At 34.8% G+C, this 25240-nt stretch carries 20 protein-coding genes; 14 read left to right on the top strand and 6 right to left on the bottom strand.

Annotated features, from left to right (window positions below; all coding sequences use genetic code 11):
• Position 1 precedes the first annotated feature (1 nt).
• Genes DKL58_RS04845 through DKL58_RS04825 form a run of 5 tightly spaced genes read left to right on the top strand, consistent with a single transcriptional unit; the run spans position 2 to position 4126 of the window.
• A complete protein-coding gene (locus DKL58_RS04845) occupies positions 2–460 on the top strand; it encodes a PTS sugar transporter subunit IIA (protein ID WP_109586295.1) in 459 nt (152 codons plus the stop codon).
• 1 nt (position 461) lies between these two features.
• A complete protein-coding gene (locus DKL58_RS04840) occupies positions 462–761 on the top strand; it encodes a PTS sugar transporter subunit IIB (protein WP_046332128.1) in 300 nt (99 codons plus the stop codon).
• Between the two features lie 18 nt (positions 762–779).
• On the top strand, positions 780–2054 hold the full coding sequence (locus DKL58_RS04835) for a PTS galactitol transporter subunit IIC (protein WP_109586294.1): 1275 nt from the start codon (positions 780–782) through the stop codon (positions 2052–2054).
• A 15-nt stretch (positions 2055–2069) separates the two neighbouring features.
• On the top strand, positions 2070–3215 hold the full coding sequence (dgoD, locus tag DKL58_RS04830; RefSeq protein WP_109586293.1) for a galactonate dehydratase: 1146 nt from the start codon (positions 2070–2072) through the stop codon (positions 3213–3215).
• A 5-nt stretch (positions 3216–3220) separates the two neighbouring features.
• Positions 3221–4126, top strand: a complete 906-nt coding sequence (locus tag DKL58_RS04825) for a phosphotriesterase family protein (protein WP_109587004.1) — start codon at positions 3221–3223, stop codon at positions 4124–4126.
• A gap of 333 nt (positions 4127–4459) precedes the next feature.
• Here DKL58_RS04825 and DKL58_RS04820 read toward each other — a convergent pair whose 3' ends face one another.
• Together DKL58_RS04820 and lepB are read right to left on the bottom strand one after the other, a co-directional pair.
• Complete coding sequence (locus DKL58_RS04820) at positions 4460–4651, bottom strand: LBP_cg2779 family protein (RefSeq protein WP_034979071.1); 192 nt, start codon at positions 4649–4651, stop codon at positions 4460–4462.
• Positions 4652–4707: 56 nt separating this feature from the next.
• Positions 4708–5286 (bottom strand): signal peptidase I, encoded by a 579-nt coding sequence (lepB, locus tag DKL58_RS04815; protein ID WP_034979074.1) that lies wholly within the window; start codon positions 5284–5286, stop codon positions 4708–4710.
• Positions 5287–5371: 85 nt separating this feature from the next.
• Between lepB and DKL58_RS04810 the strand changes: the two genes are divergently transcribed.
• From DKL58_RS04810 to DKL58_RS04795, 4 genes are read left to right on the top strand one after another with little or no spacing between them, the layout of a single operon-like run.
• Positions 5372–6124 (top strand): SAM-dependent methyltransferase, encoded by a 753-nt coding sequence (locus DKL58_RS04810; RefSeq protein ID WP_109586292.1) that lies wholly within the window; start codon positions 5372–5374, stop codon positions 6122–6124.
• Positions 6114–7088, top strand: coding sequence for a hypothetical protein (locus DKL58_RS04805; RefSeq protein ID WP_109586291.1), 975 nt, complete (start codon positions 6114–6116; stop codon positions 7086–7088). The genes DKL58_RS04810 and DKL58_RS04805 overlap by 11 nt, the downstream gene beginning before the upstream one ends.
• Positions 7072–8454, top strand: a complete 1383-nt coding sequence (locus tag DKL58_RS04800) for an RsmF rRNA methyltransferase first C-terminal domain-containing protein (RefSeq protein ID WP_109586290.1) — start codon at positions 7072–7074, stop codon at positions 8452–8454. The genes DKL58_RS04805 and DKL58_RS04800 overlap by 17 nt, the downstream gene beginning before the upstream one ends.
• A gap of 14 nt (positions 8455–8468) precedes the next feature.
• Positions 8469–9254 carry a Cof-type HAD-IIB family hydrolase gene (locus DKL58_RS04795; protein WP_034979098.1) on the top strand — a complete coding sequence of 262 codons (786 nt, stop codon included), beginning with the start codon at positions 8469–8471 and terminating at the stop codon, positions 9252–9254.
• Positions 9255–9312: 58 nt separating this feature from the next.
• Here the strand turns inward: DKL58_RS04795 and fni are convergent, their stop codons facing one another.
• The 4 genes from fni to mvk are packed head-to-tail and all read right to left on the bottom strand — an operon-like array spanning position 9313 to position 13332.
• A complete protein-coding gene (gene fni / locus DKL58_RS04790; RefSeq protein ID WP_109586289.1) occupies positions 9313–10329 on the bottom strand; it encodes a type 2 isopentenyl-diphosphate Delta-isomerase in 1017 nt (338 codons plus the stop codon).
• 9 nt (positions 10330–10338) lie between these two features.
• The gene (locus DKL58_RS04785) at positions 10339–11421 is read right to left on the bottom strand and encodes a phosphomevalonate kinase (protein WP_109586288.1); all 1083 of its coding nucleotides are present in this window, start codon (positions 11419–11421) and stop codon (positions 10339–10341) included.
• Between the two features lie 36 nt (positions 11422–11457).
• The gene (mvaD, locus tag DKL58_RS04780; RefSeq protein WP_109586287.1) at positions 11458–12417 is read right to left on the bottom strand and encodes a diphosphomevalonate decarboxylase; all 960 of its coding nucleotides are present in this window, start codon (positions 12415–12417) and stop codon (positions 11458–11460) included.
• Between the two features lie 6 nt (positions 12418–12423).
• The gene (gene mvk, locus DKL58_RS04775) at positions 12424–13332 is read right to left on the bottom strand and encodes a mevalonate kinase (protein ID WP_109586286.1); all 909 of its coding nucleotides are present in this window, start codon (positions 13330–13332) and stop codon (positions 12424–12426) included.
• A gap of 75 nt (positions 13333–13407) precedes the next feature.
• On the opposite strand from mvk, the gene DKL58_RS04770 reads away from it, so the two are divergent.
• The 5 genes from DKL58_RS04770 (at position 13408) to asnS (ending at position 25175) form a co-directional block, all read left to right on the top strand.
• Positions 13408–16881 (top strand): PD-(D/E)XK nuclease family protein, encoded by a 3474-nt coding sequence (locus DKL58_RS04770; protein WP_109586285.1) that lies wholly within the window; start codon positions 13408–13410, stop codon positions 16879–16881.
• A 2-nt stretch (positions 16882–16883) separates the two neighbouring features.
• Positions 16884–20528, top strand: coding sequence for a helicase-exonuclease AddAB subunit AddA (addA, locus tag DKL58_RS04765; RefSeq protein ID WP_109586284.1), 3645 nt, complete (start codon positions 16884–16886; stop codon positions 20526–20528).
• 22 nt (positions 20529–20550) lie between these two features.
• Complete coding sequence (locus DKL58_RS04760) at positions 20551–23340, top strand: helicase C-terminal domain-containing protein (RefSeq protein ID WP_109586283.1); 2790 nt, start codon at positions 20551–20553, stop codon at positions 23338–23340.
• On the top strand, positions 23327–23809 hold the full coding sequence (locus DKL58_RS04755; RefSeq protein ID WP_109586282.1) for a hypothetical protein: 483 nt from the start codon (positions 23327–23329) through the stop codon (positions 23807–23809). The genes DKL58_RS04760 and DKL58_RS04755 overlap by 14 nt, the downstream gene beginning before the upstream one ends.
• A 67-nt stretch (positions 23810–23876) precedes the next feature.
• Positions 23877–25175 (top strand): asparagine--tRNA ligase, encoded by a 1299-nt coding sequence (gene asnS / locus DKL58_RS04750; RefSeq protein ID WP_109586281.1) that lies wholly within the window; start codon positions 23877–23879, stop codon positions 25173–25175.
• Positions 25176–25240 lie beyond the last annotated feature (65 nt).

The raw sequence follows: 25240 nt of genomic DNA, 5'->3' as shown, positions 1-25240 counted from the left end.
TATGGACAAATCTTTATTGTCAGAAGATGATATTTTTATCAATCAGGTATTTGAAAGTTGTAATTCTTATTATGAAAGAATTTGTGATCACCTATTAAGAGAAGAAAAAGTTGATATAAATTATCTCCATAGTATTAAGGAACGCGAAAAAAAATTCCCAACAGGATTAAATACAGGAAAAATTTGTGTAGCAATTCCACACACAGATTTTCAACATTGTAAAACTAATCAATTGGTAATTACAACCTTAAAACGGCCAGTTTTTTTTAAACAAATGGATGATCCAACTAAACTATGCGGAGTAAATATTATTATACAAATTTTATTTTACACTCCCGATAAACAAGTTGAACTTTTAAAGCAATTAATGAATTTAATTCAAAACCAAAATTTTTTACAAGACGTATTAGATGCTAACAATAAGAAAACAATCTTAGATTTATTCGAGAAAGGTAATTAAAATGAATAAAAAAACTATTATTATATGTTGTGCATCCTCGATGATCACTTCAACATTAGCTTCTGAGAAAGTTAAAAGTATAGCCTCTGAGAATGGACTTCCTATGCCAAATATAATTCAATGTAAGTTTTCAGAAGTTCAGGGAAATCTAAAAACCAATAAAGTTGACTTTATTGTTCCAACTGGAAAATTGGACAAAAATGTCACAGAAAATATTCCTGTAATCCAGGCTACTTCTTTTGTAACTGGAGTAGGCGAAGAAAAAACTAGCGCCGAAATACTAAAGGCTTTAAAAGAATAAGGGAGAAAGTGTGAGAGTATGAATTGGGTAATTGCAGGCTTAAACTGGATTAGCGGCTTAGGGCCTATGGTAATGATGCCTATTGTGATCTTCATTTTGGGTATTATTTTTAAAGTAAAAATGGGCACACTAATTAAATCTTCACTAACAATTGGTGTTGGTTTTGCCGGCGTTAATATTGTAATTAATTGGTTTGTACAACAGGTTGGACCATCTGTCCATTTGATGGTCAAGCATTGGGGAATCCAAACAAGTATTATGGATGTAGGATGGCCAGCTAGAGCTGCCGCAACATGGGCATTTCCTTTGGCTGCGATTGTTGTATTTATTGTTCTTGCTTTAAATATATTAATGATAATTACTAAGACAACCAATACAGTTATGGTTGATTTTTGGTCATATAATCACTACATTTTTACTGGTGCTTTAGTTTGGTATTTAACCAAAAGTGCTCTTGCAGCATTAGTTGCCTCGGCTGTTGATGCTGCTATCAGTTTTAAACTAGCCGATTGGACAGCTCCTTTAGCACAAAAATATTTTGGTTTAGAAGGAATTTCATTTCCAACTGCAAATTCAGTTGGATGGGCTCCGGTGGCTTGGGCATTAAATAAACTATGGAGCATTATTCCTGGAATTAATAAGATTGATGGCAGACCGGAAAAGATACAAAAAAAGTTTGGCTTTGTTGGTGAACCATTGTTTATGGGTTTTATCATAGGAATCATTATTGGCGCACTAGCAGGTGAAGATATAGGTAAAATTTTAATTGTAGGAATGAGCACGTCAGCTACTATGGTTTTGACTCCCAAAATGATGCAAATTTTAATGCAGGGATTGATACCTTTTGCTAATTCTATTAAAGAACTACTTAATAAAAAGTTTCCAGGAAATAAGTTTACCATTGGAATAGATGCTGCTTTGACAGTAGCTAATTCATCAGCAATTGCTTGCGGAATTATTATGGTACCGATTACATTAATATTATCAGCTATTTTACCTGGAAATCGTCTGTTGCCGATTTCTGATATTGCTTACCAAGCTATGTGGCTGTCAGCTTGGCCTGTAGCATTTAGCAAAGGTAATGTTTTTAGAGGGATACTGTCAACTATTGTTATTACTTGCTTTGTTCTTTGGATTGGAACCGCTTTAGCTCCAATACATACACAACTTGCTATTGCTGGTGGTTTCCACTTAGCAAATGGAGTTAAATATATATCTACTGAGGATGCAGGTACACACATTGTAGGATTTATTATTTATAAAATAGTTGAATTATTTAAGATGATTTTTTAAAACTTGAGGAAAAATATGAAAATTTCAGATTTTATTATTTACAAAGTAAAACCTAGATGGATATTTATAAAGATAAATACTGACGAAGGCATTTCTGGTTGGGGAGAGTTAGTTTCAGGGACGAAAACAGAAACAGTTGTTGCTGGAGCAAAAGAGATGTGCAGTAAGCTGATTGGAAAAAATCCACTTGAAATTGAAAGGATATGGCAACGCCTTCATAGATCTTTCTTTCGTGGAGGACCAATTAATGGAACCATAATATCAGGAATAGAAATGGCTTTATGGGACATCAAAGGTAAAGCCTTAAATTTGCCAGTTTATGAACTATTAGGTGGAGCCGTTAGGGATAAGATAAAAGTTTATTCATGGATTGGAGGAGATCGTCCATCAGATGTTGTGGCAATGGCCCAAGAACGTTGGGATAAGGGTTTTAGAGCAGTTAAAATGAATGCTACTTCTGAAATGCATTATGTTGATTCTTTAGAAAAAGTGAATGCGGCTGTCAAAAGAGTTGCCTCTATTCGTGAAAAATTTGGCAATGCTATGTCTATTGGCATTGATTTTCATGGACGTGTACACAAACCAATGGCGAAAGTCTTAGCCAAAGCTTTAGAAGAATACCATCCTATGTTCATTGAAGAACCGGTCTTACCTGAAAATGAAGAGTATTTTGCTCAAATCTCAAATGAAGTTTCAACCCCAATTGCAACAGGAGAAAGATTATACACCAGATGGGGTTTCAAAAATATTTTTAAACAGGGAGCAGTTGATATAGTTCAACCTGATATTTCTCTTTGTGGCGGCCTACTGGAAGAGCGTAAAATAGCAGCAATGGCAGAGGCATACGATATGGCTGTTGCTCCACATGCTCCGTACGGCCCAGTAGCATTAGCTGCAACTTTTCAAGTTGATGCATGTACTCCAAATGTTTTTATTCAAGAACAAAGTCTAGGAATTCACTATAATCAAGGTTTTGACCTACTTGATTTTGTAAAAAACAAAGAAATCTTTCAGTATAAAGATAGTTTCGTTGACATTCCTAAAGGTCCAGGTCTTGGCATTGAAATGGATGAAGACAAAATTAAAGATGTCGCACAAGAGGGATTAGTGTGGAATAATCCGGCTTGGGTCAATGATGATGGCACTATTGCCGAATGGTAATAACTATGATTAATACTGTTAAAGGAACCATATCTTCAAATGATTTGGGCATTACTTATATACATGATCATCTCTTTGTAAATCCAAATCCCTTACCTAAATATAAAGACTATGTTTTTGATGACTTAGATAAAAGCATTGCTGAGGCTATAGACTTTAAAAATAATGGTGGTAGTACGATCATAGATCTAACTCCGATAAACTATGGCAGAAATCCTATTGCTTTACAAAAAATTTCTGAAGGAGCAAACATTAATATAGGTTTTGTTACAGGATTCCACAAAGAAGAATTTATGCCAAAGTGGATTGATAAAATGTCGGATAAACAGATATTTGATTTTTTAGTTAATGAAATTGAAAATGGAGTAAGTTCACATCATCTGTTACCAGTTGCCATGAAAGCAGGAACAAGTTTTAAGCAAATAACAAAGAGCGAAAAAAGGATCCTACAAATTGAGGGCAAGGTTCAAAGGGCTACCCATATTCCTATGATTACTCATTGTGATAAAGGAACGATGGCTATGGAACAGGTTGAAATTTTAAGAGATCAAGGGGCAGACTTAAAGCATATTTGCTTAAGCCATGTAGATATTCCCAAAAATATAGACTATATTGAAAGAATATGTGATACTGGAGTAAATATAAGTTTTGACCATATTGGCCGTGAGTTAAGCACTAATGATAGAGATCGTATACAAATACTTTGTAAATTAGTTGAGGATGGCTATGTAGATCATATTTGTTTATCAGGTGATATGGGAAGGAAATCATATTTTTTATCATACAAAGGTAAACCAGGATTGCGATATATTATTACAACATTAAAGCATTCGTTGGTGCCACTAGTAGGTAATGATAATTTTGCTAAAATGGTTATTGATAATCCTAAAAGAGTACTAGAGAGCAAATGATTCAACTAGGTAACCAAAAAGTATAACAGGGTTATTAGAATAATTACCTGGACATTTAAAGGGCGTTAAGCTTTTGCTTAACGTCCTTTTTAACAGCCAGATTATATTTATAATGTGAAACAAAGAAATATAAAATCCAAAATTAGATAGGCAATCGCCCAGAATATGCCAGCCAGTTTTTACAAACGGAATTTGGCATACGAAAAACAAGAATATTTCTATGACTGGAGTACAATTTATTATCATAAGTAATTACCATTCGCTTTTAAAATCTTATATTTAAAAAGCCCGCAAAAAATAGTCTCTTGCGGGTTTTGATATTTAGCTAATATTTTAATGATTTGCAGCAAGGTAATCGTACAACTGATTAATTTCTTCAGGAGTGAATTCGCCATCGCCAGTTTTCATTGAGTGAATTTTTTCAACTGATAAGTGACTTGCGAAAGCCAAATCCGTATCAGTAACATGATGTTTTACTTGAAAATCGATAATTGCATCGGATAATTCTTCTAACTGCTGATTCATAATAAATTCTCCTTTACAATTTATTTTAGCGGAAAAATATTAAAATTCAAAGGAAATTAAAAACCCTGAATTTTATTAAATGGCCAGTATCTGAATTTGACTTTACCAATTAAATTTTGTCGTTTTACAGGACCAAAAATATGTGAATCCTTAGAAATATCACGGTGATCGCCCATTACCCAATAATAACCTTTTGGAACCTTATATGTGAAATTTGTTGTATACGTCTGCCCTTGAGCATTATTATCCTTTTTGAAATGATTTTCAAGATATGGCTCAGGTAAAAGCTTTCCGTTAACATACATTTTATCATTTTTTGAAACAAGCTTATCACCAGGAAGACCAATTATTCGCTTGATGTAGTATGCTCCTGGGACATCATTTGCTGCCTTGGGTGCGAGCAAAACAACAACATCATTACGCTTAGGAGTAAAATTACGCACAGCAATCAAACGATCATTATCTTCAAAAGTCGGTTGCATAGACGGTCCAGAAACTCTATCATTAGAAAGTACAAAATGGAATAAAACATAGAACACACCTAAAATAACTGCCATCATTATGACAACATCAAGAATAAATTTACCTAAGCTTTCTTCCTCTTCGTCTTGCTTTTTTGTTACTTTTTTCGCCATAAAATTTTTCTCCTTTATTATGTTACCTTTTATTATAACTGAAATCCTTCAGTTTGAATGTTAAAATCATTATAGGTATTTGATAATGACAAATTTTTTAAGTAAAATTAACCAGTTAGATCAAGAGCTTAATATTGACCCCATACATCATCAAGTAAAGGAAATTAGCGATATTGTTTCTGTTGTGAGCCAAAAGCAAGTTTTAAGGAAAGCTCCAGAGAGACTGGGCTTTTTGCCAGATAAATCTGAAGAAATATGTGCTGGTCTTTCGCAAACTGATATTAAGAAATTTAAGTCTGCTAATCAGTTATTCAACAATTTAAGACAATTTTTGGCAATTAATTTTGGTGTTTGGTCACTTCCTAATTTGCAGACAGCTAATGCAATTAAAGAAAGTTTAAATATTAAAACCGGTTTGGAAATTATGGCAGGCAATGCATATTGGAGCAAAGCTCTCTCTGATGTAGGCGTTGAAATGACAGTCACAGATAACTTAGATTGGTCAAAAACTTCAAGCACTGGCTCAAGGCAATTTATGACAGTCAGAAATTTTGAAGCTGCTAAGGCCGTTAAGATATTTGACAATGTTGATCTAATAATATGTTCCTGGGCTCCCAATTTTGGCAATAGCGACACAAATGTTGTTTCAACATGGCAAAAAATGAATACAACAAGCCGTCTGCTCTTCATAGGAGAAAAAGTCGGAGCGACCAATTCAGCAGCTTTTTGGCAAAAAGGGTTAATACATCATTCCCCAGAATTAAAACAAATTAATCAAACTTTTCACAGTTTTGATTTTATTAATGAACACATTTTTGAGATAACACATGAAATTTAAAAAAATCATTTTAATTATTATTATATTTTTATCTTTTTTAGGTATAGGCAGTATGTTGTCAAATGTTCAGTCTCGTGAAGCGAACCAACTGCTTGAGGCATATGGTTTAAGCAACAATACTCGCTATATTGAAGTCAAAAACAATCAAGAAGTTAGAACTTTCTTGACCTATTTGAAAAAAAGATATCCTCATAATAAAATTCAAGTTCATATGACATCCAAAGCCAAGAAAAATCAAACTCTCGTATGGTCAAATCATAATGTGCTAAAACTACCGACTGAATCAGGAAGGTACTTCACAAAAGATGACTTTAAAGGTCAAGTTTCTTTTGCTGTACTTGGTTTAAACGCAAAAGTTCCGACTTTAAAGGCGCAAGGAAACGAGTATGTTTACATAAACCAAAAATATTATACGGTTATAGGAACTTTAAAGCATTATCGTCAAATGAAGCAAAACGGCTATTATTTGACTGCTAGTCCGAAACAACCAACTGGCAAATTTAAACTGCGTGATTATCAGATCATAATCGACAGTTCAAATAAAGTAATTCAACAAATCGCTAAGCATTATGGAGTAAAAGCAAAAACACCAGTTTTTGTCAAAAATCATCAAATACATCAGTTTTCAATTATTCGTGAAATTTTATTTATCTTAATTTTTTTGTTAATTGCTTCAGCAAGTAATATAATTTTGGCATTTATGGATTGGAAAACAGTTCAGCAGACAAATTTGAAGGGCAGTCTACTACACAATTGGTTAATCAATCATGGGATTAGAATTTTGCTTGTAGAACTTGTAGTTACTTTTGGTGCATATTTCTTTTTGATCTCGCGAAAATTCGTTTCCAAGCCACAACACTTAATTTGGCTTTTAATGACAAGTTGGGTAATAATTTCTATTTTTTACGCCTTAAGCATTCTGCACTTATTACGAAAGGAAAAAAATAATGCCAAAACTGCCTGAAGATTTCATCAAAAAATATACAAAGCTATTAGGTAAGAGTAAAGCTGACCATCTTTTTAAAGCAATAAATGAAAATTCTAAAAATGCTTATCGAATCAATTCATTAAAAGAAAATCAAACCCTTTCTTATGATCATAATGAAAAAATTCCGCTAATACCAAATGCCTATTATGGCAAAATAAGTGGAAAAGATCCTGAATGGGTGAGTGGGACAGTGTATTCACAAGAACCTGCTGCAATGTTTCCTGCTTTTTTTCTTGAAGCCCAGCCTGGGGAAAAGATTTTAGACTTATGTGCTGCCCCTGGTGGGAAAAGCACTGCGATTGGCGTACAACTAAAAGGCCAAGGATTCTTGCTTGCAAATGAAATTTCGCTTAGTCGAGCAAAAATTTTACGTGAAAATCTTGAACGTTGGGGAATAACAAATGCACTAGTCACAAGTGAAAAACCAGAAAAATTAACAAAATATTTTTCACAGTATTTTGATAAAATATTGGTTGATGCTCCATGCAGTGGTGAAGGTATGTTTCGCAAAGACCCTAAAGCTATTGAATATTGGTCACAGGATTACGTGCTTTTTTGTCAGCAACGGCAAAAAGAAATTCTGTCTTTTGCAGTTCAAATGCTTAAACCAGGTGGGAAACTAATTTATTCAACTTGTACTTTTTCTCCAGAAGAAAATGAACAAATAGTTTCTTGGCTAACTAAAACTTTTGGTTTTACAATATTGCCACTAAAAATAGATGAACAATATATTGACCATGGTCATCCAGAATGGTCAGATAATAATATTGAGTTGGCTAAAACTGCACGATTTTGGCCTACTGCCAATATTGGAGAGGGACAGTATGTAGCAAAGTTAAGGTTAGAAGGAAAAAAGAATGCTCAATCTTCTGGTTCGACAAGTAAGAAGTCAGATCATAAGAAGCAACTTAAAAGTGCTTTAACCAAATCTGATATGCATTTGATTTCAAGCGTGCTAGATAGATTTAATTTACCATCTGCAATTGAGAACTGGCAGTTTAAATGTCAAGTTCATAATAATCACGTTTTTATTCCCGCACTAAGCACTAATTCTGCTTCCCATCTTAAAATTTTATCCAATGGTATTGAGTTGGGTATTCTAAAGAAAAAACGCTTTGAACCTGGACATCAACTGGCTATGGTCTTAGCAGCACAAGAGCAAAATAGGGTAATTGACTTAGGTAGCAGTAATTATTTCAAATATTTGCATGGAGAAGCTATCAGAACTGATTCAGATGAAACTGGATTTATTCTTGTCAGCTTTAAACATTTTATTTTAGGCTTTGGCAAAGTAAGCAATCATATTATTAAAAACTATTATCCCAAAGGATTACGAATTTAGAGAAAGAAAAAAGAATGATTAAATTAATCGCTACTGATATGGACGGAACTTGGCTAACTGACCAAAAAACTTATGATCGAGAGTTATTTTTGCAAGAATTCCAAATAATGCAAAAAAGAGGAATAAAATTTGTAGTTGCAAGTGGAAACCAATTTGAAAATTTGTACTCCCGATTTCCCCAAGTGGCTAATCAGCTTTATTACATTGCTGATAATGGGGCACTCGTAGCTCAAGGCAGGCAAGTAATTCATGTTGAGTGCCTTTCTGAAGAAGACTGGCTCACGATTTTACAAATCATCCAAGAATATGATGAAAAAGTAACGGTTTCTGGTCTTGCAAGTGCATATATTTTAAAAAGTGATGGTCCTGAATATGCAGAAGATTTGAAAAAATATTATGAAAAGCTGACAGTTGTTGAGAATTTTAATCATCTGGATGATCAAGTTTTTAAGGTCACTTTTGACGTTCCAGAAAATAGAATGGTTAAACTTTTAGAAGAACTTAAGCGGAAATATCCGCAAATTGGTTTTGTTTCCGGTTCAGCGACATCAATAGATATGTCGACAAAAGGCATGAATAAAGCACGAGGTTTGCAATATTTGGGCAGCAAATACAAGATTAGTCCAAAGGAAATGGTTTCTTTTGGCGACAGCGGCAATGATGTGGGAATGTTAAAATATGCTGGTAGCAGTTATGCTACTGGAACAGCCCTTCCGAGTGCCAAAAAAGCTGCCAACCACATTATAGGTTCCAGTAATGATAGTGCTGTTCAAAAGGAAATATGGCGTTTATTAAAGTAAATTATTGTCAAATAAAAATGAGTACCAAGATTTTTAAAATTTCCGTACTCATTTTTATTTATAATAACTGATCGATAATAGTTTTTAGTGAAAAGTCATAATATTTATCAATCTTGGTTAGACCAAAAAGATCGTTTTGACCGTAAATTGCAAGAAGACAGGCAAGTTCATATTGCCACTCTTCAATAAGATTTTGCAGGTAATCTGCATCATGCTTAATTAATGCCTGTAAAAACACATTAGAAATGCCGACAAATTTTCCACCTAAGCAAAGCCCCTTAAAAACATCTAACGGGCTACGTACACCACCAGAGACGGTGAATTCAACTTGCTCTTTGGCTGCCATTAAACTCGAAACAACAGTAGATAAGCCAATATTATTTAAATAAGAAACATTATTAGTATTACGGGCATTTTCTATCTGAGCGAAATTGGTTCCGCCACTTCCTGCAACGTCATAAAATCCAAAGCCTTCTTTTTTTAAGGAACGAATTGTGTCTCTGTCTAGTCCAAAACCAACTTCTTTTATAATAATTGGAACTGTTACTTTCTGTCGCAACTCTTTTAAGTTATCAAGCCAATAAAAATCTCGATCTCCTTCAGGCATTGCTATTTCCTGTACCACATTTAGGTGTATTTGCAATGCATCAGCTTTTAGCTCTGTCACAATCTTTTCAGCTTGTTCGGCTGAAGTCTTTGCATTAACATTTGCTATTAAAGCGCCATCAGGATCTTGCTGTCTTGCAATCAAAAAGCTATCTAGTAAATCAGGTTCTTTAGTTAAAATACTGGCAGAACCTAATGCTAAAGCAATATTTGTTTTTTTGGCTATTCGACCTAATTCTTTATTAATCAGATATGATCTGCGAGATCCACCAGTCATAGCATTAATGAAAAAGGGGGCCGCAATCATTTTACCAAACATTGTAGTTTGTATGGTTCGGAGATCAACTTTAGTTTCTGGTAATGCAGGGCGTACTAAGTGCATTTTATCAAAACTATTTGGTTTTTCATTTTGATAAAATTTTTGTGCCAAATCCAAATGCTCTTCTTTACGATTAGATCTAATTGACATAATTTTCCCCTAATCAACAACCCGAATTTGGTGTACACGAAAGTCCAAAGGCATTATACCGTTTTGCCGCCATTTATCTTCAAGAAAAGCAGTATCTGTATTCCTGTCTGCAATTACTATGCCACAATCTCCGTTGCCAGCACCTGAAGTTTTAGCTGCACCACCAAATGATTCTGCAATGCTAATTAGTTTAGAAAGACGCGGTATCTCAATAGCAATTTGATTTATTTGCGCAAAATGCTGCAGAAGCTTACGGTTAACGCGAATTTGTTTTTTGATTAACTGAATATCATTATGCTCAAATCCGGCAATCATTTTGAGAACACATTTACGCGAAAGCCTGATAAATTCCTGGTATTGACCATTTAAAGCGGCTTTATTGGCATTAGTTTCATCAACTAGTCTTGAGGTGGATGCAGGTTTTTGACTCCAACCAATCATTAATTTAAGACCAGCAGGAGGGGTCAAAAGCTGAATTTTCAATCCAGGCCAAGCCTCATTCAGTACTTCAGATAAAGATTTGTGTGCTAATTCATCAGCAAGCCATTGCTTATCAAAAGTTTGAAAAGCAATCCAGCCACCATAAACACTGGCAGCAATATCACCCGCTGAGCCATTACCTTGCACAGAATAATGCGAAATGGCTGACAGTTTATAAACTAATTCATTACTGAAAGGCACATTATAAAAACGCAGTATTGCTTTAACTGTGGCTACAGTTACAGCAGCACTTGAACCTAAACCATACTTTTTGCCATCAGAAGAATCTAGATCAGAATTAACATATAAATCATATACTTTCATCTTGACTTTTTGCTCTAAACAAAAACGTTCCGTGTAAGAAATGGCGGCCAAAATATATTCAAAAGGATTATCACGGTTGTCGATTACCATTTTGGCTCCCCGTCTGACCCAGTGAATCGAACTTTGAGAATATTGTTTAGAATGGATTAATCCAGTTCCTGATTTTGACTTAATAATTGAAACACGGATAAACTGGTTAACTGCGACTAAGATAGCGGGACAATCCTGTTCCAGTACCGCGTATTCGCCAGCAATGTATAATTTTCCGGGTGCTTGTTCTGTTATCAAAAGAATTTAATCTCCTAATCAATTAATTTATATTAATTAGTTCAGACATGAAATACCTGGACCAAAACTTGCATTTATTATGTTAACATTATCAAATTCGGATACAAACCTATTAGTAATATCTTTTACATTTTTTAATTGACTTAAGATTTTTATATTAGGTCCGGCATCTATTGTGAAGTAACATTCTATACCCTGGCTACGCAAATCAGCTATAAGTTTGATTGCTTTAATAGTTGCAGGTTCAAAATATGTAAAATCTGGTTGAGCAGTTAAATTGACTGCATGCATCTCACAAGCATTCAATTCTGCCAAACTGCCAATAGTTGAAAAATCATTTGCTTTAATAGCGCTAATCATTTGTTTTAATTCTGTTTGATTACGCGCAATCCAAGGCATAAAAAAGGGCGAAGTTTGCGCCTGTTTCATCCCTTGAGTGGAAGACAAATCTTTTTGCTGGTTATTCAATTCAACCACAAGCAATCGCAAATCTATGTCAGGCTTTTCATCTAAAGCATAAGCATAAGATGATTCATCATCGTGTCCTTTTCGCCAAATAGCAAAACCACCATAAATTGACCTGCTGGCTGATCCTGAACCTAAACGAGCCAAACGGGAAAGTTCAACAGAGGACAAATTAAAACCATAATGTAGGCAAAAAGCTCCTGCTAAAGCCGCAAAAGCTGAACTAGAAGAAGCTAATCCTGCAGCTGTTGGAACATGATTATATGATTCAACTTTTAATTTGCCCGTCACAGCAAATTTTTTTTGCAGTAATTTTAAAAAAGAAAAAACACGGCTGCTGCTTTGTCCATTTTGTTTGACACCATTTAACCAAAATTGATTTTCTAAACTATCTGAAATCTTGGTGTCAGTATAAAATTTATCAAGTGTCATTGACAAGCTAGACATCAAAGGTAAACGTAAATCTGAATCTGCTTTGCCCCAATATTTGATCAACGCAATATTTGTATGGGCACGAACTGTTTTTTCCATAAAAAATTATATTTCCTCAATCCAACTATTCGTAGCTATTTTTTGACATTTATCTGCTATTTTGACAGCATCTTCATGATTTTGACACAAGGCAATTACAATTCCACCGAGTCCGCTACCAGATAATTTAAAACCTAATGCACCATTTGCAAGAGCAATTTTTTGCAAATGATCAATTTTTGCGGTTGAAAGGCTAAATGAATGGAGTATCTCTTGTGCCCGATTAAAATATGAACCTACCTTTTCAGCGTCTTTTTTTAACCATGCTGATTTAGTTTCATCAGCCAGTTTGCCTAATTCCTTGATATTTTCTTTTACAACGGGAACATTTACTATCAAATCCTGAACTTGACTAACTGCTTTTTTAGTACTTCCTAATTCACCAGTATCCATTATAAGCAAAGTTGCGTCTAGTTTAACTTTTAGCGACTTCGGGCCATCTTTTTGATTAAAAAAAACCAGATAATCTGAATTAACAGTTGCAGCATCAAGACCTGATGCTTTACCGTGATTAATCATTTCAGCATGGTTAGTAATTTCCATTATTTCTTTTTCAGTTAATTTAAGTTTGAAGTAAGCATTCATTGCTCTGGTTGTAGAAAGAGCAACTGTTGCGCTTGAACCTAAACCACGTTCTATTGGAATCTCTCCTGTATAAGTTATTTTCAGAGTTTCATTACTGGCAGCTTTTGTCAGCATAGTTTTAACAACATATTTTAGTCCATCATATTCAGATGGAGACATAAAAAAAGGCCCTTGATAATGAGCCGTATCCATCCACATTTGCTCTGCCGGTTCAACAGTCGTTTTAATATGCAATGATTTGATTGGCAATGCTAACGCATCATAGCCATAAACTACTGAATGTTCACCGATAAGAATAACTTTTCCGTGTGCTAAAAAACTTGATTTCATTTTATTTAAGATCCTTATTGTTTGTAAAAAAATTTGGTTCCTATGCTAAAATAATGACAAAGGAGAAGAGAACAGATGATCAAAATTCTAGTCGGTCGGCAAACCGATCCCATGCAGGAAAAAATTTTACAGGAAGCAGTACAAAATTATCAGCACTTTCCTGATCATAAAACCTTTGTCATTGTTCCCAATCACATTAAGTTTACCACAGAAGTCAGAGCAATAAATAGCTTGGCTACCAGTCAAAACCATATCGAGCAATCTGTCAAAAACCTGCAAGTTTTATCATTTTCACGTTTGGCCTGGTTTTTCTTAAAAGATGCAAAAAAGGGCTTGCCAACTGAACTTGATAATGCAGCTGCAGCAATGCTTCTTGCAAAAATTGTTGATCAAAAGAAAGATCAGCTGCACCTTTTTCAGACTACTAACTTGAATCCGGGTTTAATAAAGCAATTATATGATACAATTCTGCAAATCCGCGAAGGCAATTTGAATCTTGATGCTATCGATCAAGATGCTCTTGAGCTTGAAACCAAAAATAAGATCTCTGATCTTAAAATTATTTATTCAGCATTCATTAAAGCCATCACAGGTAAATTTTCTACCTCAAACGAGATACAGCTGCAGTTAAATGAATATTTAGCTACACAAAAAAATTTAGATCAAGCAGACTTTTACTTTAGCGATTTTTCTCATTTTTCTCTTCAGGAATGTCTAACCGTCAAATTATTGATGACCAAAGCCCATAGCGTCACATTGGCTTTTAAAACGCAACTGGGTGAGATTAATCCAAAAGCTGAACCAGGAGATTACGATTATGTCATTCAAACTACTATCAATAAACTATTACAATATATTAAATCTCATAATTTGCCACATCAAATATTAACTACAAACATTAATCCCAGACCAACTAAAAGAGAGTTGCTCAATGAATTTTGGACTGGAGACGTAAGCAACATTGGTGATCTTAATCAAGTCCAACTCGTGCGTGCAGATAACAGATATGCAGAGGCATATTACGTAGCTCACACCATTTACCAGCAGGTTGCATTAAGACACTACCGCTACCGCGATTTCTTAGTTCTGGCACCGAATCTGCATGAATACGAGACATATTTAACCCCAATTTTAAGACAGAATCAAATTCCTTTCTTTAATGATTTACAACAAGAAATGAAGTACCATCCTTTAGTGGTCTTAATTGAAAACATCGCTCAGTTATTGTCAAGGCCTTTTCAGACCCAAAATTTGCTGGCCATAATGAAAACCCGTTTAATAATACCCGACTGGTATCAAGACGAAACTGCTTATGTATATGATGTTGACCAATTGGAAAATTTTGTTCTCGCTCATGGCATAAACCATAATTTATGGCAGAGAAACTTTGCGGATTATATGGCAGCCGAAGTCATAGGATTAGACAAAATTCCCGAAGAAGTAAATAAAATAGAAAAATTAAAAGAATATTTTATCAAACAAATTACGCAGCTTTTTAACAGTTTAAAAGAAGAAAAGGATAGCCAAAAAGCTATTACAATATTTTTTGATTTTTTAACTATCAATGGAGTCAATGAAGTATTAGAAAAATGGCGTGCTGATGCCCAAGCAGATGGTGCTTTACAAGAAGCCCGGCAGTCAGAACAAGTTTGGGATCTTTTAATTAATCTGCTACATGATTATTTGTTAATTAACCCTGATAATTTTGATCCAGCAGGCTTTTTTGCGGTACTGATTAACGGTTTTAAGGAAGCTACTTTTTCTCAGATCCCAGCCACTTTGGATGCTGTAAATTTATCCGAAATGGGTATTGTTCAAGTCAGTGGCTACAAGCAGGTTTTTATTATGGGGGCAACGGTTAACGGCTTACCACAAATACAGAATACTCCCGGCTTTTTAAGTACAGAAAATCTTGCTGAATTAAAAAAAGATTTTGGCGAAGACTCTTATATTGAAGATAGGCAGCAGCTAAGTAACTGGGATCAAAACTACCAATTTGGTAATTGTTTGGCTTTAGCACAGGACAAAGTTTATTTGTCGTATTGTTTAGCGACTGATGAGGGTAGTACAGTACAGCCTTCAATTTATTATGAAAGGTTTAAAACTGCGGGTGCACCAGAATTTTCGCAACACAATTTACCTGAAGAACTTAGTCAGTTATTATCTTTTATAACCAATCCACAGGCAAGTTTAGGATATCTAAGCTATCTTAATCGGGCGGAAAATAATATTGATGTTAAAAAATTGCTAAAGCTAACGGCTGAACTTTTACCGCAAAAAACAGCTAAAGTTATAGCTGGAAGCAATTTTATAAACGAACCACAAAATATCGGTCCAGACCTGGCACAAAAATTATACGGTTCAAACCTCAATTCTTCTGTTTCTCAGCTGGAAACTTTTTATGAAAATTCATACGAATATTTTTTGACATATGGTTTACACCTTCATAAAAGATTTGAAAATGAATTGGATGCTATACAAGCTGGCAATTATTTCCACGAAACTTTTGATCGCTTAGTTAAGGAGCTAAATGACCGCTCACTCGATTTAAAAGAAATTGATGACGAAACACTTAATCAGTTACTTACAATTGCACGTACAAAAATGAAAAATGAGGCCAGATATCAGCAATTATTAAATGACCCATTTAATGAGTTTTTATTTAAGTGTCTTGATAAAACTACCAGTAAAGTAGCAAGTAACTGGCATCATGCAGTTGCAAAAACTCCATTGCGTGCTAAATATTCAGAGTTAAGTTTTGGAAAGGGTGAACAGGTGCAAGGACTTAACTTTAAAGTGCCAGGCATAGAAGGTAATCATTACGTTAATTTAAGGGGAAAAATAGATCGGGTTGATTTGGCTCAGGTTCCTGATCAAAACGGATTTATTGCTCAAGTAATCGATTATAAGTCCTCCGCTAAAAAATTTGATCTAGGGTTATTTTACCAGGGTATTTCTTTACAAATGGTTTCATATCTAGATGTGTTGATGCAAAACCACAAATTCTTTGCTGGTTCTGACCCACTCTCACTTTTAGGTGCTTTTTACCAAACGGTTACCAGACAAACTGAAAGGCTAAATAGCAATAAGTTGTATGACAGTAATTTGCAGATCAGAGATGCCAACTTAGACGGTCAAATTAAACTTAAATATACTGGTTTAATTAATGATGACCAGCTATTAATGCTCGCGGCTGAGCCTGACTTAAATAAACCACGCAGTACTTCTTCCATTTATGCCGGAGTCAGTTCTACAAAAGATGGAACTTTAAAGTTTGGTGGCAGTTATTTCAATAGTGATGAACTTGAATTATTGCTGAAATATGACGAAGAGCTTATTAAAGATGCCTCCAGTCAAATTTTAGCAGGAAAAATAAAGCTGAATCCCTATAAATATGGGAATGGAAATAATGCATTAACTTATTCAGACTTTCGTGATATTTTCTTTTTTGACGCCATGTTGAGAGAAAATAAATATCATCAAGTAGGAAGTCTGAAAAGGGATGAACTACTGGAAAAGATTAAAAAACGGCTAAAGGAAGGAAATTAAAAATGGTTCAAGAAAAAGGAAAAACCTCATTTACAGCCGTTCAAGAAAAAGCTATTAATGATCATGGCCGCGACATACTAGTATCGGCTTCCGCAGGTAGTGGCAAAACCACCGTTCTTGTACAGCGCTTAATGAAAGAAATTCTTTCTGGTGTCAGTGTTGATCAACTGTTAGTAGTTACATTTACAAAAGCAGCTGCAGCTGAAATGAAAAAACGGATCAAAGAAGTATTATCAAATGAAATGCAGAAGTATTCAAAAAAATCATATCTGAGACAACAGTTAAATTTAATTGATTCTGCTAATATTTCTACGATTGATGCCTTTTGTTTGGATGTAATCCATCGTTTTTATTATGTAATCGACATTGATCCCAGTTTCAGTATACTAACTGACGATTCTCAAGCGGAATTAATGCGTGAAAGAGCATTAAAAGAAGTTGAAGGAGAATTCCTAGAGAAAAAAGACAGGGACTTTATAGCTTTTTATGATAATTTTGCAGGTGACAGGGATGCTGCATCACCGCAAAATTTATTGTTAGACTTATATAATTACGCAATGGCTAAGCCTGATTATCGAGAATGGCTGCAAGGGCTAGCCCAAAAATATCAAATGGAAGAAGTAATCAAATCTTCTTTGTGGCAGAAAGAAATTAAACCTTATTTAGTCAATCTTTTCCAAAATCTTGCTGATAAGTTAGAGCATTTTTGTCAAAGTGCGGTAATGGAAACTAAGGATCTGCACAAAGTAAAAGAAACTTTTGACCTGTTTGAAAAGTGTCTTAGCAGCTATTTGCATGATCTGGAAAATGATAGCCCATATGATGAGCAACGAGAAAAATTGCGTGCCTGTGTTTTCAAAAGCGGTATGCGCAGATCAAAAAATTGGGACGAAGATATTGTTGCTTTTTATGATGAGTGCTGTGATTTTAAAAAAGAAGCAAAGGAACAGATTTTAACTACTTTTGTTTCTTTTTATGCTACTGACGAAAAAGAGCAATTGTCTATGATGCAAAAAGGTCAGCAAATAATGGCTGCAATTGTGAAAGCAGAACTGGCACTGATTGACCGTTTTAATCAGTTAAAAAGAGCAGAAAACCTGCTTGATTTTAGTGACATGGAGCAATTAGCATACCAAATTCTCAGTCAAGACACTTCTGCATCCCAAATGGCACGAACCTTTTATCAAAACAAATATAATGAGATTTTGGTCGACGAGTATCAGGACATCAACCCGCTACAAGAAAATATTTTGCAATTAATTAAAAAAGATGGTCAAAACAATCTTTTTATGGTTGGTGACGTTAAACAATCAATTTATGGCTTTAGGCAAGCTGAACCAAGTTTATTTTTGCACAAATATCAAGAAGCAGCCCTTAAAGAAAATCAAGCAAAAGAAGAAAGAATTTTATTGTCGGACAATTTCCGTTCTTCTAAGCCAGTTATTTCTATTGTTAATCAAGTGTTTAAAAATATTTTGACGGATGATTTTGGAGGTATTGATTATAACAATGAGAGTCAGCTGACTTATGGTGCCAAATATTATCCTTCAAACCTTCCTGATGCGACTGAAATACTAATTCATGAAAAAAATAGTGACCAAACTAACCGTCAAGAAGATGATCCTGACGATATTGACTCAGCTGAAATTGCTATGGTTATTAACCGTATTAAAAAATTCGCAGAGGAAAATTTGTTAATTTATGACAAAAATTCGCAAAATAGCAGTCATTTGAGACCTTTTAAGTACAGTGATATTGTTATTTTAACCAGAAGTCGCAGCAATAATCTTGAAATTATGCAAGAGTTTGCCAAAAGTCATATTCCGATAATGGTTACCGATGCGAAAAATTATTTTCAAACTTTAGAATTAACTATAATCATGAACTACTTGAGGATCATTGACAATCCAGATCAGGACATTCCTCTTGTAGCTGTATTAAGGTCACCTCTTTTTAATTTTACAGAACCTGAACTCAGTACGATTAGAATTCATACGCAGAATGCCAGTTTTTACAACGCTTTAACTTCTTATGTTGCCGTGGGTGACGAACTTAGTCAAAAAGTAAAAGATTTTTTGAATCAGCTCGAAGAATTGCGTAAATTTGCTGCAACACATAGAATTTCAGAATTGATATGGAGCATCTATGAAAAAACCAGCCTGCTTGAAATTATGACTTCACTACCTAATGGCAAGCAGCGAAGGGTCAACTTGGAGGCTTTATATGAAAGAGCTGCTTCCTATGAAAGCGCTGGTTTTAAGGGTCTGTATCAATTTATTAATTTTATCGAGCGAATGAGACGTAGCCAAAAGGACCTGGCACAGCCACTTTTAACTAAAGAAGCCGGTAACTCCGTACGCTTAATGACTGTTCATAGTTCCAAGGGCCTGGAATTTCCAGTTGTTTTTTACTTAGGCTTGCAACACCAATTTCAAAAGCGGGATTTAAGCGGCAATTATATTATAAATTCTTGTTCTGTAGGTTTAACTATCAAACTAAAACATTATCGTGCTGATACACTTGTTAAGGCTATTGCAAATATATCCAAGAAGAGACAACTCTTAGAAGAAGAAGCGCGCATTTTATATGTGGGGATGACCCGAGCAAAGCAAAAGTTAATTTTGGTAGCTGATTTAAAGAAATTGCCTGAGACAATTAAAAATTGGCAAAATGAGGCCGATCAAAATGGACGTCTTTCTCTAAACAGCAAGCTTAACGCTTCAAATCCGATGAGTTTGATTGGTCCATCAATCAAATGGGACAAGCTTTTAAGCCAAAAAATTAATGATATAAATTCAGCGTTGGAAACAAGTCAGGAATTGCTTTATATCCAATATCAAGGCGAAAAAGTTCATCTTCAAGAATATACTAGTCCAGAGGAGAACAAAACTGAGGAAATTTCATCACTAGAAGGATATACAGAAAAACTGTTTAATTTTAGTTATCCTTTTCAAGATGCCAGTCAGACAACCGCTTATCAATCAGTATCTGAAATTAAAAAAGCGTTTAACGATCCTCTTGATACCGAACTGGAAAATGCGCACCTAATTTCTTCAACTAATCGTTACTTGCAGCCTATAGATACTAAACCTGATTTTCTGTTTAAAACACGGTTTACAGGAGCGGAGATTGGTACTGCAATGCACCTGATCCTGCAATACTATGATTATCATGGCTCAGGCAAAGCAGACCAAGTTAAAGAAGAAGTGCAGGAACTAGTTGAGCAAAATAAACTTAATAACAATATTGTTTCCAGTTTAGATTTAGAAAAAATAAATTGGTTTGTTCATAGTGATTTTGTAAAGAAATTTTGGCAAAAACCAGAAAACTTGCACCGTGAAATTGAATTTTCGAGTCTGTTGCCAGCCGATAGTCTATTTGATAATTTCAGTGATGCAGACGCAAAAATTTTAATTCATGGTACAATAGACGGTTATTTTACTGAAAAAGATGGCATAATATTATTTGATTATAAAACTGATCATATTGATCAAACTCATTTGGAATTAGCTATCAAAAACATAAAGCAAAAATATTTAGGTCAGCTGCGCCTTTATGAAAGAGCTCTTAATTCTTTTGCTGACAAAAAAGTTAAAGCTAAATACTTGGTTTTGTTAGATGCATGCAAAATAGTTGAATTAAATTAACAGAAAGGAGGGTAATTGCAAAATGAAATCATTCGAGCATACCGTTTTTGCTGTAGTGGATTTAGAAACTACGGGAACACAACGGGAAGAAAATAATCATATCATTCAGTTTGGCTGCGCTATTATTAAGAATATGAAAGTTGTCAAGACTTACTCTTTTATGATTAATCCTCACCGCGAAATTCCGATAGCGGTGCAAAATTTAACCCATATACACAACAAAGATGTGGCTCAAGAAAAAGATTTTGCTTATTATGCACCCAAGATTGTCAAAATCTTGAAAAATACTGTCTTTGTAGCTCATAATGTTAATTTTGACTTGCCATTTTTAAATTTTGAATTAGTGCAGCACGGCTATGAACCACTAACTAATCGTGCAATAGATACGGTAGAGCTGGCAAAAATTGCATTTCCTACTGAACCGTCATACAAGTTAAGCGATTTGACAACTCGCCTGCAAATAAGACATTTAAACCCTCATAAAGCAGATTCTGATGCTTATGGCACTGCTGTTTTATTAATAAAAATAATTGAACGACTTGAAAATCTTCCTCAAGCTACTTTAAATACGCTAAGCTCTTTGGCTCACGGTTTAATACGTGACACTTCCTGGATTTTCACTACAATTGCTGATAACGCACGCAAGGAAAAAAGGCCGTTATCTTCACAATATCAGCAAGTACGACAAATAATTTTACGAAAACAAGAAAAACTTAATAATGTTGAACATCAACAGTCAAATGTTTTTCCAAAAAGTGACACGGACAAAAAGAAATTATTTAAAAATAAAATTAATTATCGCCAGCCTCAGGTAGACCTCATCAATCGAATTGAACAGTTTTTGAGTAACCCTAAACAGAAAACATTATTGATTGAAGCACCTAATGGTACTGGTAAAACCTTTTCTTACTTGTTTTCATATTCCTATCAATTATACACAAACAGAAAATTGGTAATTGCCACTCCCACCAAAGTATTACAAAAGCAGATAATAGATCAGGAAATTCCCCAATTACTGAATGTAACCAAGTTGGATTTGAAAGCTGAAGAAGTAAAAGCCAGTAGCCATTACCTCGATTTGGATGGTTTTTACCAAAGTTTGTATCAGGGAACTCCAAATAAACTAACTTTGGTGTTACAGATGCGCATTTTGGTTTGGTTAACTGAAACTCAGACAGGTGATCTAGATGAATTGCAGCTGACCAATTATCGTGCCCCCTTATTTGCCCAAATTGCTCACCCTGGAGATGCCCGTGTCGGTAGCATTTTTGCTGAAGTTGATTTCTGGAATTTGGCCAGACAAAGGCAAGAGCAGGCTGACATTTTAGTCACAAATCATGCCTATTTGGCTAATCATTATAATGATACAATTTGGGGGCAGAATCCCTACCTCGTTATTGATGAAGCTCATCGTTTTGTTGACAATGTGATTACTTCCAGGAATGACTCGTTTCAATTTGAATCATTATGGGGCCTTCTTAATCATCTGCGCAATTTGCTTTATTATGCTGATGACAGTGTATTTAATCAATATGGCAATGATGTACAGTTTAATTTTCTCTTAGAAAAGTTAGATCCAGCAATACTTGATCTGATCAAAGTTATTAATCATTTGCAGCGTTTGCTTTGTTCTAAGAAGAAGAAAGCAGTCAGTCAAAATACTTTAGCCAATGGCAACTTGCTTCTCAGTTTCAGGGGCAAAGACCTTTTTCCAAAGAATAGTCAATTTTTAACTAAACTAGCAGAATTGCAACGAAAATTAGAAGGAATCAGGCAAAATACAAATCAAATTTTATTTAAGCTTTACAATGAAACTGACAGTTCGAATATTGATAGGGATGCTATTTTAAGTGAAGTTTCTGATCAAATCGATCAACTCGATGACTATATTACCAAAAGCTACCAATTATCGGATTTACTTCACAAGAAAGCCTATGTGGATTCGGAAGGGTTTATCATTACCTTGACTAATCCGCAAGATCCTTTAAGTGCCAACTTAAGTTGGTTAATGCTTGACGCAACGCCTGAACTTCATAAAATATATGATCGCTTTGACCATATATCATTTGTTAGTGCTACTTTAACCAGTGGAAAAGGGTTTGATTTTATCATTAAACTTCTTGGCCTAACTGATTTAGCACCGCAAAAGTATATCGGAACCAGTACATTCAAGCTGGCAAAGCATCTTGAAGTTCTGTCTGTGACTGATTTTCCCGACATCAGTGATCCAAAATATGATAAAAGTCTAACCCAGATTTTGGAGAAAGATATGATAAATAAAAAGCATGTTTTAGTTCTAATGACAAATCTCGAACAAATAAAAAATGTTTTTAGTGCTATTATAAATTCTCCTAGTTTACGTGATTATGAAATTTTGGCACAAGGTGTCTCTGGTTCAAATAACCGGATTATTAAAAGATTTGCAATTGCCAAACAAGCACTTATTTTAGGAGCAGATAGTTTTTGGGAAGGGATTGATTTTCATGAATGTGGCGTTGACTTGGTAATAGCAACTAAATTGCCTTTCGAATCACCGGATTTGCCGGAAGTTAAGTTGCGCCAAAGACAACTTGTTGACAGAGGTATAGATGTTTTCCACGCTGATACAATGCCGCGGGCAATTATTCGCTTTAAGCAGGGGATGGGCAGGCTAATTCGCGGAGAACAGGACAGGGGGCAGTTCCTAATACTGGATTCAAGAATCTGGTCAAAAGATTACGGTTCTGTTTTTCTGGCTGCCGTTCCAGTTAAAGTCAAAAAAACATCTTTAAGTAATATACAGGAAATACTAACAAACTATGATACAAGATGATACAAAGCAAACATTTAAATTTTTAGCATGGGTATTTATAATTTTGATTTTTTTATACTTTGCTTTCATTGTTATTTTTTATAAGGCAGGTAATCCGGAACGGTCAGAAATCCGTGAGCTTAATAGAATAGCTGTCGAAAAAACACCTATCAAATATACGGAAAAAAATTATCATTTAAATCGTGGTGTTAATAGCTATGCACTTAAAGGCTTAACTAAGAACCATAGGACTTACTATTTTATCTATTTACCAGGTTCTAAAAAAGCATATCTTTATTCAGCCAGCAAAGGCGTAAATGAAGGGCTTATTCGAAATAAATATAGTGCAAAAGAACCTAACGAAAAAATTACGGAAGTGAATCTGGGCTGGTATAAAAATAAACCCGTGTGGGAAGTAAGCTCTAAAAATATAGTCGGTGAATATCATTATCAACTCTATAATTTTAAAGATGGAAAATTAGTAGGTTAAGTCGCTAAATTGATCAAACTTTGGTATCATTAATTTGATTACGATAAGGAAAGTGGAATAAAAGTTTATGACAGAATTAATTTCAATAGAAGATTGTCGCCAGCATGTTGACCAGGAAGTACGGATGCACGTTTGGTTGACTGACAAACGTTCAAGTGGCAAAATAGTGTTTTTACAATTACGTGATGGTACAGCCTTTTTTCAAGGTGTAGTTCGTAAAAATGCGGTTTCTGATGAAGTGTTTGAAATAGCAAAATCTCTGCATCAAGAAGCCAGTTTTTATATTAAGGGAACTGTTCACCAAGACGAGCGTTCTCATTTTGGTTATGAAATTCAAATTTCCGATTTAAAGCTGATTACAAACAATGAAGGCTATCCCATCGGCAACAAGGAACACGGGATTGAATTTTTGCTTGATCACAGACACTTATGGCTTAGAAGCAAACGTCCTTTTGCAATTATGCGTATTAGAAATACCATTTTCAAAGCTACGGTTGACTTTTTTGAAAATGAAGGCTTTGTGAAATTTGATGCTCCTATCTTTATGCATTCTGCTCCTGAAGGAACTACCGAGCTGTTTCACACTGAATACTTTGGTGGGGATGCCTACCTATCACAGTCTGGGCAATTATACGGTGAAGTAGGTGCTGAAGCATTCGGTAAAATTTTTACGTTCGGTCCAACCTTTAGAGCTGAAGAATCCAAAACTCGTCGTCATTTAACTGAATTTTGGATGATGGAGCCGGAAATGGCCTGGATGCATCAAGATGAATCTCTTGATTTGCAAGAACGCTTTTTGTCATATGTGACCGGACAGGTTCTTAAACATTGTCAATATGAATTAGAAATTTTAGGCCGTGATCCCAAAAAATTAGAGCCTGCGGCTCAAGGTAACTACACACGCTTGTCATACGATGATGCAGTAAAAATTTTGCAAGACGATGGCCGTGATTTCAAATGGGGCGATGATTTTGGTGCTCCTGACGAAGCTTTCATTTCTGAAAAATTTGATCGGCCATTTTTCATTGTTAATTACCCGACAACAATTAAACCATTTTACATGAAGAAAAATCCTGATAATCCTAAGGAATACCTATGTGCAGATGTTTTAGCACCAGAAGGTTATGGCGAAATCATGGGTGGTTCTGAACGTGAAAGTGATTATGAAACTTTGCTCAAGCAAATCCATGAGGCTGGTTTAAATGAGAATGATTACAGCTGGTATTTAGATTTACGCAGATACGGCAGCGTACCGCATTCTGGTTTTGGTATGGGATTTGAGCGTGTTATTGCTTGGATTTGCAAATTAGATCACGTCCGTGAAGCTATTCCATTCCCGAGAATGATTAATCGTCTAGAACCTTAAATTAAAGTTAATAGTATAGTTAAAAGTTGAACTAAAAAATATTTAGTTCAACTTTTTTAAAGGGA

This window comes from Lactobacillus kullabergensis (assembly GCF_003151025.1).
Classification (GTDB): Bacteria; Bacillota; Bacilli; order Lactobacillales; family Lactobacillaceae; genus Lactobacillus; species Lactobacillus kullabergensis.
Note: the sequence above shows the minus strand (reverse complement) of the source record. Positions and strands in the feature narration are given on the sequence as shown.